We start from the raw sequence: 10,633 nt of genomic DNA, 5'->3' as shown, positions 1-10,633 counted from the left end.
CCCCTACCCTCCCTTGGCTTTCGCGCCCCAGCGCGCTACTGACGTCGCCTGCATTGAAGGTCGACCGCGAAGCGGTGCTGTTCTCGCTCAAGTGTCTGCTCGCCGCGATCCTCGGGCTGTATGTCTCGCTGCGCATCGGCCTGACCCGCCCATTCTGGGTGATCGGCACGGTCTATCTGGTGTCGCAGCCGATGTCCGGCGCAACGCTCAGCCGGGGCCTGTTCCGCCTGTTGGGAACCGTCGGCGGCGCGGTTGCTACGGTGCTACTGGTGCCGCGGTTCGCCAACGCGCCCGTGGTGCTCAGCGTAGTGCTGGCGGCCTGGATGGGCCTGTGCCTGTACCTGGCCATGCTCGACCGCACACCGCGTGCGTATGCCTTCCTGCTGGCCGGGTACACCACCAGCCTGATCGGTTTCCCGGCGGTGATGGTGCCCGGTGAAGTCTTCACCATTGCCATCACCCGCGTGCAGGAGATCTCGATCGGCATTCTTGCGGCAACGCTGGTCCACGGGCTGGTGCTGCCACGCCGGGTCTCGCCGCGTGTGCACGCGCGTGTGGCGTCGATCCTCGGCGATGCGGAACGTTGGACGCAGGACATGCGCGCAGGCGCCAGGGACACGGTACTGGCGGAGGACCGCTCCAAGGTAGCCGCGGACCTGCTCGAACTGCACACGCTGTCCATCCACCTGCCGTTCGACAGCGCGCACGGCGTCGCCCAGGTGCAGATCCTGCGCGCACTGCATGACCGGATGCTCGATGTGCTGATGCTGTCCAGCGCCGTGGACGAATCACTGGCCCAGTTGCGCGCGCAGCCCGCTGGCACAGCGCACACCACATGGCAGGAATTGATGCGTGCAGATCTCTGCGCACGTCAGGCCGAACTCGATGCTGCGCATCACGACTGCCGGCTGCTGGAAGAGCAGCTGCACGCTGCCCGCCCGGACTGGCGCCGGCGTGTGCCCGTGCACCTCGCCAGCAAGGCGAACGGCCATGTGCTGCATCGTGATCACCGGGTCGCCCTGCGCAGCGCTTTGGGTGCCTTCGTCGGCATCGTACTGGCCTGCGCGCTGTGGATCATTACCGCGTGGTCCGATGGTGCAACCGCCGTCTCCATCATCGGCACCGCCTGCGTGTTGTTCGGAACCAGCGAGGCACCTGCCGGGCATGTCATGCACTATCTGATCGGGTCGACCATCGGCGTGGTCATCGGGCTGTTCTACGCGCTGGTGATCTTTCCGGGCCTGTCCGATTTCGTCGGCCTGGCCATGGCGCTGGCGCCCGCGCTGCTGCTGTGTGGCTCGTTCCTCGCCCGCCCGCCTTTCATCATGGCGGCGTTGGGCGTGGTGCTCACCTTCCCGCTCATTGCAGGATTGGGCGCGACCAATGCCAGCAACGTCGTGGGTGTGCTCAACAGCGGCGTCGCGCTGTTCGTCGGCACGGCGGCGGCGCTGTGCAGCATGTCGCTGTTGCAGACCCTGGACAGCAATCGCAGCCGCGCGCGCTTGCAGCACGTGATCAGGCGGGACATCGCGCGTCGGGCGGCCGGGCAGGTGCGAAACGCCAGCGACTGGACCAGCCGCATGGTGGATCGGCTTGCGCTGCTTGCTCCTCGCCTGCGCGGCCATCCGGATGCGGCCCGCACATTGCGGACGATGTTTGCAGACATGCGCGCGGCCAGTGCCGTGGCCGAACTGCGTGTGATCGGCAGGACGCTCAAGGACCTGAGCAGTCGCGAGTGTCATGCACTGCTGATGCACAGGGCCACCGCCCACTTCCGCACTCCCACTCCGCGCCTGGTGAATGCGCCGCTGCTGGAATTGCTCGAGCACACACGCGACGCCGTCAGCACTGGCAGCGCGCCCGGAACCGAGCATGTTCTTGCACTGCTTTCCGGCCTGCGCCGCGACCTGCTCGCTCATGAGGACTGATGCGATGTTCTCCGATATCTCCATCGATGGCGTCTTCGTTCCCGGCCTGTTGGCGGTGGCGCTCATCGCGTTGGCCCTGTCGATGATGGCCTCGCGGCTGCTGGCAAGCCTCGGGCTGTACCGGCTGTTCGCCTATCGCCCGCTGGTGGGCCTTTCGCTGTTCGTGATCCTGGCGGAGCTGTTGATCCAGCTCGCGCCCCTGTTAGAGAAACTGAAATGAAACACGTGCTGAGTGTCCTTGGCCGCTGGAGCGCAACGCTCTGCGTGTTGGCCGTCGCCGTCATCGCGGCCCTGTCCCTCTGGAACCGATACGAAACGCAGCCCTGGACGCGCGATGGCCGGGTACGCGCGGATGTGATCCGCGTGGCGTCGGACATGGGCGGACTGGTGACCCAGGTGCTGGTGCAGGACAACCAGCGGGTGAAGGCCGGGCAGCTGCTGCTGGTGCTGGACCAGCCGCGCTACGCCGCCGCGCTGGAGAAGGCGGATGCTGCGGTGAGCAGCGCGAAGGCCACGCTCACCCTCGCCCGCCGTGAATCGAAACGGGATCTGGCGCTGGGCAACCTTGTCGCCTCGGAGACACGCGAGCGCAATACGGCCAAGGTTGATACCGAAGTTGCCGGTCTGGCGCAGGCCCGCGCGGAGCGGCGGGTGGCACTGTTGAACGTGCAGCGCACCGAAGTGCGCGCCAGCGCCGATGGCACCGTCACCAATCTCGACCTGCACCCGGGTGACTTCCTGCAGCCGGGCGCGCAGGCTCTGGCCCTGATCGACAGCAGCAGCCTGAGGGTCGAAGGCTATTTCGAAGAAACCAAGCTCAACTGCATCAACGAGGGCGATGCCGCGGTCGCCCACCTGATGGGCGATGGTCGCGACGTGCGTGGGCATGTCGAGAGCATCGCTGCCGGTATCGCCGACGACCAGCGCTCTAGCACCCACAACCTGCTGCCGTCGGTCGCGTCGACCTATACCTGGGTGCGGCTGGCGCAGCGGATACCCGTCCGCATCCGCCTGGATGACGTTGCACCGGATACCCGCCTGATTGTCGGCCGAACCGCCAGCGTGACCATCACCCCGCGTGCGCCGGGAGTCTGCAAGTGATCGGCAACGCATCGCGTGTGGGTGTGCTCGCGTGTGCACTGTCGCTGGCAGGCTGCGTGTCCGGCCCCGACTACACACTTCCGGCCAACGCGGTCGCCGCGGCCCCGGCGGCCCGCCGCGCATTCGTATCGGGGCACGAAGCTGCCTACATACAGGCCGAGCCGCCGGACCGCTGGTGGCAGCTGTACGACGATCCACGGCTCGACACCTACGTCAGCGAAGCGCTGCGGGCCAACACCGATCTGCGCGCGGCCGACGCCAACCTGCGGCGCGCCACGGCGATGGTGCTGCAACTCCGGGCCGAGGGGTCGGTAGGCACCGACGCCGACGCATCGGCTACGCTGGCGCGCGCCGGTGGATACACCTCGCCTTCCTCGCCACCGCAGGTGTACGCGCTCGGCATCCACCTGTCCTACCCGCTGGATCTGGCCGGTGGCATCCGCCGCGGTATTGAAGCCGCCAGCGCGGATGCAGAGGCCTTCGCTGCAGCGCGCGACCAGGTGCGGGTGGTTGTCGCCGCCGCCGTCACCCGCGCCTATGTCGGCATCTGTTCGACCAACCTCACCCTGGCGGCGACGCAGCGTGTGCTCGATACGCAGCGCGCCACGTTGGACGCCACCACCCGCTTGGCCAACGGCGGACGCGGAACCGAATTCGACGTGAGCCGGGCGCGCGCGGCGGTCAACCGCAGCGCGGCGGCAGTGCCGCATCTGGTTGCCCAGCGGCAGGCAGCCCTGTTCGAACTGGCAGCGCTGATGGGCCGACTACCAGCGGACTACCCGCAGGAAGTCGCCAACTGCCAACAGCCGCCGCGCCTGCAGCAGCTGATTCCTGTCGGCGATGGCAGCCAGCTGATCCAGCGTCGCCCCGACATCCGTGCGGCGGAGCGCAGCTTGGCGGCCGCCACTGCGATGATCGGCGTGGAAACGGCGGCGCTGTATCCACAAGTGAGCATCGGCGCGTCCGCTGGCATGGCAGGCTCATTTAAGAAGTTGCTGAGCAGCGACAGCATCGGCGCGTCCATTGGGCCGCTGCTGTCGTGGCGCTGGCCGAACCGCCGCGCAACCCACGCACGGATCGACGCTGCCGGGGCCAACGCCGATGCTGCGCTGGCATCGTTCGATGGCGCGGTGCTGGATGCTCTGCGGCAGACCGAAACCGCGTTGTCGGCGTATGCGCAGGAGATCGATCGCGAGCGCAGCCTTGCCCTGGCCCGCGACGACGCGGCGCGTGCGAGCGACCAGGCCGGGCAGCTGTACCGGTTCGGCAGGATCGGCTTCCTCGATGTGCTGTCTGCCGAGGCCACGCTGGCCGATGCAGAATCCGCGCTCGCAGCGTCGCGTGCGCAGCGGGTGGATCGTCAGGTGGATCTCTTCCTGGCACTGGGTGGGGGTTGGGCCGAGGCAGGCAATCGGACACTCGCCCCGGGTGATACACAGGACTGATGGAGGAGCAGTTCGCGCGCAACCAACCGTGCCTGCCGGGAACCGCCGCAACACACTTGCATCGGGCGAACAGCGCGGCGACGATGCAGTTCGGTTTAGGGGAACCCTGCATGGAACTGCTGACGCTCGACCATTTCGCCCGCCACGTTGACCAGACCTTCTCGGCCGTCATCAACGACGGCGAGGTTCCGTTTGTGCTTGTGGAGGCGCGAGCGTTGAATCCTTCGCAACTGCCGCCAGGCGCGGCGCGTGTGCCGTTCTCGCTGTTGTTCCGCAACGGCTCGGCCTTCCTGTTTCCGCAGCAGATCTATCAGATGCGCCATGCCGACATCGGTGAGGTGGGCATTTTCCTGGTGCCGGTCGCGCGTGAGCAGGCGGGATTCCTGTATCAGGCGATCTTCAACTGAGAATGTGAGCCCGCGGAAAGGCGTGCCGCGGCGTGTCGCCGGCTCAGTCCGGCGCCCAACGCAACAGCAGATGCGAGCCCTGGTCGTGGATCACGGCGAATCCGGCACGCCGGTACAGGCGCTGCGCAGCGACATTGTCGGCCTGTACGTGCAGGGTCACGCCGCAGCCCAGCGCGGCGGCCTCACCCTGGCTGTGACCGATCAGCGCTGCGGCTACGCCGCGACCGCGCTCACCGGGAAACAAGCAGATATCGACGATCAGGTGATCCGGCGCACTGCGCTGCAGGTAGTAACGGCCCACCACCACGCCGTTGCGTTCGATGGCCAGGAAATCGGAGTCGCTGTAGTGCGCCTGGTAGTGCTGGTGCTGCAGTGCGAACTGGCTGTCCAGAAACGCGCGCTTGCTCGCTTCGGGCCAAGGCACTGGCGCCAGTTCCTCCACGCGGGTGCTGGCGTACAGTTCGCGCAGCCAAGGCAGGTCATCGTCGCACAGCGGCCGCAAAGCGTACCCGCGCTCGCCAAGGAGCACGGGTACGGCCAGGCGGTCGTCGCGGCCCGCCGGAAACGAAGTGAGCTGCGACGTCGCTTGCATGTCGTCAGCCAAAGCTGGGGAACACACCCTCCAACGCGATGCAGAAGTTCGTCGCGAGGTAGGGCTGGCGGTTTTCGTGGGGCTGGCCGCCACCGGACGGACCGATCATGTTGGGACTGAACTGTGCGTTGGCGGTGGCATTGGGCACGAACGGTGCACCTGAGGTCGGCAGGCCCAGGTAGTTGCCCGCGACCGGGGTGCCGGTGCGTTTGGACGGGTCAGGCTGGTTGTAGATCGTCAGGGAGTGGCTGTGCGACGGCATCTCCATAGCATTCAACGTCACCGAATTGCTGCCATAGGCCTCGCCGATGGTGTGCGGGGTCAAGCCGGGGCCCTGGCCCTGTTCAGTGGCCGCGCGGTTGACGAAGTTGGGCAGCTGGAAATTCGTTCGTCCGTCGCCACCGTACTGGGTGCCCAGCAGCGAAAACAAAGCAGTGTTCTGCTGGATCGGCAGGGTGACGCCATTGCAGCTTGCCCAGCCACGCGGCGGGAAATTGAAGCCGAAGATCTGGATTTCGCCGATGAAAGGTTCGGTCATGGTCGTGTCCTGGAAGCGGATATGCGCGAGTGGCGACTCAGCCTTGCGACGGATAGATGCCGGCCCAGGCGATACAGAACTGCACCGTAAGCGTGGGCATCTCGTTGTCGTGTGCCTGGTTGCCGCCCGGGCTGACGATCGCATTGGGCGAAAGGGTCGCGCCGTTGGCCCCGGTGATATCGGTGACGTACATGGTCTCGCCCGACAACGCCGCCGGCACCACGGTAGCGCCAACTGCACCGGTGGTTGCCAGGGCCGTGGTGGCCATCAGCGACGGGGTATGCTGGGGCAACTGCGTCTGCAGCAGGGTGACACTTTCACTGCCCGCCTTCTGCCCGATCACGTAGGCGCTCAATCCCGGGCCACGGCCTTGATGGATCGGCACGCAGCCGCGTAGGTCGGGCACACCAAAGGTGGTGGCGCCGTTACCGCCGTACGTGGTGCCGATCACGGTGTACAGCACTTCGTACTCGGCAATCGATTGAAGCGTACCGTCGCATGCGAACCAGCCGTTGGGCACGCGCGCAAAACCGAACATCCGGATTTCTCCGATGTAAGGGGTGCTCATGGGGAACTCCTGTAATGGGCGTCGGAAGAATCAGTTGCGCGACGGGAAAATGCCGTTCAGCGCGATCACGAAATTGATCACGGTGTAGGGCTGCAGGTTCGCGTGCGGCTGGCCACCACCGCCCGGCCCCACGCCATTCAGCGGAACCAGGGTGCCGTTGGCAGGCCCGAAGATGGCACTGCCGCTGGTGCCATACAGGCCGCCGGTAGGATTGCGCGCCGTACCTGCAGTGGTGGTGCCATTGACCACCGGGCTGTGGGCCGGAACCTGAGTGGGCAGCAGGGTAACGCTCTCCACACCGCCCACGTCCCCTTGGACGTAAGGCGCAGGATTCCAGCCACCATCCGCCGACGGGCCGGCGCCCACCGGGGTGCGCGATTGCAGATTGGGCAAGGCGAACGTAGTCCTGCCGTCACCGCCGTACATGGTCCCCAGCAGAGAAAACAGCGCCTGATTCTGGGCAATGGAAAGCAACTGTCCGTTGCAAACGGCGAATCCCTTGGGCGCGAACGCGAACCCCGTGAGCATTATCTGCCCGAGGAATACCTGGGTCATACCTTTTCCCCCGAAAGGTTGGTGGCACGGACGTCATGTCCGCTGCCGCCGCTACTCTCGCTCACACTCCACACGCCGTACAAGCGAAATCTTTGTGCGGATGCAACATTAATCATTCATGAATATATAGGCACTTTCTTTTTCACGCTGAGTCCTGCTTGAATGATTACCAGCAGTTCGCAAGGGGTGCGGTGCCGGGTCCAGCCCGGCGTCCGCAGACAGGGGTAAGGTCTCGCCGTTCTGGCTCGATGTCCTTGGGGACGGTCGAGCCCGTGCGGTGCCAACAGGGGCAGAACATGCATCAGTCATCAGCGCAACGCGTGGAGACGCCGCGTGCGCGTTCGCACGCTTTCTTTTCATCGTTCTGCTCCTGGTTCGTCGTCGCGCTGTTGTGCGCGGGCGGCCTGTGGCCGCAGTTGGCGACGGCAGCATCATCGACGTTCTGCCCGACGCTGAGCATGTCGGTGGCCAACAGTGGCTCGCAGACGATCGACATCAACCACTGTCACGGCGGCTTTGGTATCGCCGCAGGCACGGCAGCAACTCCGCACGGCAGCCGCACGGTAGGTTTGCAGTCGGGTGCCAACCTGCCACTGACCTACACCCACAACGGCGACAGCGCCTCCACCGATACCTTCGTCATCCAGGACGACTTCGGCGGTGACATCAATGTCACCGTAACGATCGCTCCGGCGTCGGCCATCACCCTTGCCGCTTCCCCCGCGGTCAACCTGACGGTGGGTGTGCCTTTCAGTACCAGCCTCAGTGCCAGCGGCGGCACCGGGCCGTACACCTACAGTCTGGACAGCGGTTCCATTCCGCCGGGGCTGAGCCTGAGCGGAAACACCATCAGCGGTATCCCCACCCAGCGCGGGGCCTATGCGTTCACCATCCGCGCCACCGACAGCGCCTCTGCCAGCGGCGTGCGCACGTTCAGCGGTTCGGCAGCCAACCCGACCCTGACCATCGCGCCGTCGACGCCGTCTGCGCCGCTGGGCCTTGCCTACTCGGTCACCTTCACTGCCAGCGGTGGCGTGCCCGGCTACACGTTCGCGTTTGAAAACGGCTCCCTGCCGCCTGGCCTGAGCCTGAGTGGCGCCATCCTGAGCGGCACGCCCACCAGCCAGGGCAGCTACACCTTCGGCATCCGCGTCGCCGACAGCAGCACCGGCACCGGCAGCTATGCAGAGGTCAAATCCGTGACCCTGCAGGTGATTCCGCCGCCGACCATCGTGGTCAACCCGGCCACCGCTCCGGGTGCAACCGTCGCTGTGGCCTACAGCCAGACCTTTAGCGCCAGCGGCGGCACTGCGCCGTATGGCTTCGCCATCACCGCAGGTACCCTGCCCGCAGGGATGAGCCTCAACACCAGCACCGGCGCACTGACCGGTACGCCCACCGCGGCCGGCACCTTCAACTTCACCGTGACCGCAACAGACGCCAATAGTTTCACCGGTTCCAATGCCTACACCCTGGTAGTGGCACCGCCGGTAATCGTTATCGCTCCGGCCGCGCTGACAGGCGGCACAGTCGGCGCGGCCTACAGTGAGACCTTCATCGCCAGCGGCGGCATCGCCTCGTACAGCTATGCCATCACTGCCGGTGCCCTGCCGGCGGGGGTGACGCTCAATGGCAGCAACGGCGTCATCAGCGGTACACCCACCGCAGGCGGCACCTTCAACTTCACCGTTACAGCGACCAGCAGCAGCACCGGTACGGGTGTGCCGCACACCGGCTCGCGTGCCTATTCGACGACGTTCCTCCCGGCAACGGTCCTGCTGCCGGCCACCACGCTGGCCAACGGCACCCAGAACGCGGCGTACAGCGCCACGTTGAACCCAGCCAGCGGCGGCACCTCGCCGTACTCCTATGCAGTCACCGCAGGTGCCCTGCCAGCGGGCATCACGCTGAACACCGCAACGGGCGCCTTGACCGGTACACCTACCGCATCGGGCACCTTCAATTTCGCGGTGACCGCTACCGACAGCAGCACCGGCAGCGGGCCCTACACCTCGACACCGCGCGGCTATACGTTGCAGATCCTCAACAGCCCGCCGGTGGCCAATCCGGTGTCGGCGACCGTGACCTACAACAGCAGCGCCAATCCGATCACGCTGAACATCACTGGCGGCGTGCCGACCTCGGTGGCCATCGGCACTGCGGCGGCTCACGGCAGTGCCGTCGCCAGCGGCACCACCATCACCTACCAGCCCACCGCGGGTTACGCGGGCCCGGACAGCTTTACCTACACCGCAACAAACACTGCCGGCACCTCGGCGCCTGCAACGGTCAGCATCACGGTCAGCAACCCGACCATCACCGTGACTGCGGGCGGCCCGATGAACGCCCAGGTCGGCGCAGGTTACAGCCAGACGTTCACCTGGAATGGTGGCACCGCACCCTATAGCGGATTCACTGTCACCGGCCTGCCAGCAGGCCTCAGCGTCGGTGGCACCACCGCCACCAGCGTGACCGTAAGCGGCACGGTGAGCGCGGCGGGCAGCTTCAGCATCGTCGCCAGTGCAACCGACAGCAGCACCGGCAACGGTCCGTTCACCACCGGCCAGGGCTTCACGCTGACCGCTGGCGCGCCGACCCTGAGCATGACCCCGGCGGCGGGCAACCTGCCGATGAACTACGGCGTAGCCACCACCATCAACTTCGCCAGCAGCGGCGGCACCGCGCCGTACAGCTACGCACTGGTCGCCGGCTCGCTGCCGGTGGGGGTCACCCTGACGTCGGCCGGTGTGCTCAGCGGTACGCCGACCGTGCCGGGCAACTACAACATCGCCGTGCGCACCACCGACTCCAGCACCGGCGCGGGAGCGCCGTTCTCGCTGCAGCAGAACTACACCATCGTCGTTGCCACGCCGGCAATCGCCATCGATCCGCCCAGCCTGACCAACGGCAGCGCAGGGGTGGCCTACAACGCGCAGTTGAGTTCCAGCGGCGGCGTTGCGCCATACAGCTACGCGCTGCTCAGTGGTGCGCTGCCGATCGGCATATCCTTCACCTCCGCCGGCGCACTGACGGGCATCCCCCGATCGGATGGCAACTTCAGCATGACGGTGCGCTCCACCGATTCCAACGGCCAGACCGCCAGCCGCGTGTACACCTTCACGATCACTCCGGCGACCGTGGTACTGACACCCGCCACCCTGCCCAGCGGCACGGTGGGCACGGCCTATTCGCAGAGCCTGAGCAGCAGCGGTGGCATCGCGCCGTATACCTATGCGATCGCCTCCGGTGCCCTGCCCCCCGGCATTTCCTTCAGTTCGGCGGGTGTATTCAGCGGTACGCCGACCACGGCCGGCAGCTATACCGCAGTGGTGCGTTCCACCGACGACGCCGGCTACAACGCCACCCAGAGCTACAGCATCGTCATCGCTGACGCGGTACCGGTGGCAGTGGACGACAGCGCCACCACGCCATCGCAGCAACCGGTGACGATTCCGGTAACGGCGAACGACGGCGGAGTGATCACATCGATCACCGTGGC

The 10,633-nt window shown here is 66.3% G+C and carries 10 protein-coding genes; 6 read left to right on the top strand and 4 right to left on the bottom strand.

The features are described 5' to 3' along the window. The first annotated feature begins 74 nt into the window (after window positions 1-74). The 5 genes from DBR20_RS09965 (at window position 75) to DBR20_RS09945 (ending at window position 4,881) form a co-directional block, all read left to right on the top strand. Window positions 75-1,928 (top strand): FUSC family protein, encoded by a 1,854-nt coding sequence (locus DBR20_RS09965; protein ID WP_108266061.1) that lies wholly within the window; start codon window positions 75-77, stop codon window positions 1,926-1,928. Between the two features lie 4 nt (window positions 1,929-1,932). Further along, on the top strand, window positions 1,933-2,148 hold the full coding sequence (locus DBR20_RS09960) for a DUF1656 domain-containing protein (RefSeq protein ID WP_025874327.1): 216 nt from the start codon (window positions 1,933-1,935) through the stop codon (window positions 2,146-2,148). Next, window positions 2,145-3,029 (top strand): biotin/lipoyl-binding protein, encoded by an 885-nt coding sequence (locus tag DBR20_RS09955; protein WP_108266059.1) that lies wholly within the window; start codon window positions 2,145-2,147, stop codon window positions 3,027-3,029. Before DBR20_RS09960 ends, DBR20_RS09955 begins: the two co-directional genes overlap by 4 nt. Continuing rightward, window positions 3,026-4,474, top strand: coding sequence for an efflux transporter outer membrane subunit (locus tag DBR20_RS09950; protein ID WP_258223277.1), 1,449 nt, complete (start codon window positions 3,026-3,028; stop codon window positions 4,472-4,474). The genes DBR20_RS09955 and DBR20_RS09950 overlap by 4 nt, the downstream gene beginning before the upstream one ends. Before the next feature lie 110 nt (window positions 4,475-4,584). Further along, window positions 4,585-4,881 (top strand): hypothetical protein, encoded by a 297-nt coding sequence (locus DBR20_RS09945; protein WP_108266058.1) that lies wholly within the window; start codon window positions 4,585-4,587, stop codon window positions 4,879-4,881. Between the two features lie 43 nt (window positions 4,882-4,924). On the opposite strand, the gene DBR20_RS09940 is transcribed toward DBR20_RS09945, so the two are convergent. From DBR20_RS09940 to DBR20_RS09925, 4 genes are read right to left on the bottom strand one after another with little or no spacing between them, the layout of a single operon-like run. Next, window positions 4,925-5,473, bottom strand: coding sequence for a GNAT family N-acetyltransferase (locus DBR20_RS09940; protein WP_108266057.1), 549 nt, complete (start codon window positions 5,471-5,473; stop codon window positions 4,925-4,927). A gap of 4 nt (window positions 5,474-5,477) precedes the next feature. Further along, entirely contained in the window at window positions 5,478-6,011 is a 534-nt protein-coding gene (locus DBR20_RS09935; RefSeq protein WP_108266056.1) for a tail fiber protein, read from the bottom strand. A gap of 37 nt (window positions 6,012-6,048) precedes the next feature. Next, entirely contained in the window at window positions 6,049-6,579 is a 531-nt protein-coding gene (locus DBR20_RS09930) for a tail fiber protein (RefSeq protein WP_108266055.1), read from the bottom strand. A 30-nt stretch (window positions 6,580-6,609) separates the two neighbouring features. Continuing rightward, window positions 6,610-7,134, bottom strand: coding sequence for a tail fiber protein (locus tag DBR20_RS09925; RefSeq protein WP_108266054.1), 525 nt, complete (start codon window positions 7,132-7,134; stop codon window positions 6,610-6,612). A 296-nt stretch (window positions 7,135-7,430) separates the two neighbouring features. On the opposite strand from DBR20_RS09925, the gene DBR20_RS09920 reads away from it, so the two are divergent. After that, window positions 7,431-10,633 (top strand): putative Ig domain-containing protein (locus DBR20_RS09920; protein WP_181393062.1); only part of this gene is annotated, 3,203 nt, incomplete at its 3' end.

This window comes from Stenotrophomonas sp. HMWF023 (assembly GCF_003060985.1).
Taxonomy (GTDB): Bacteria; Pseudomonadota; Gammaproteobacteria; order Xanthomonadales; family Xanthomonadaceae; genus Stenotrophomonas; species Stenotrophomonas lactitubi.
The sequence above is the reverse complement of the archived record's forward strand: the minus strand, read 5'-3'. Positions and strand labels throughout refer to the sequence as shown.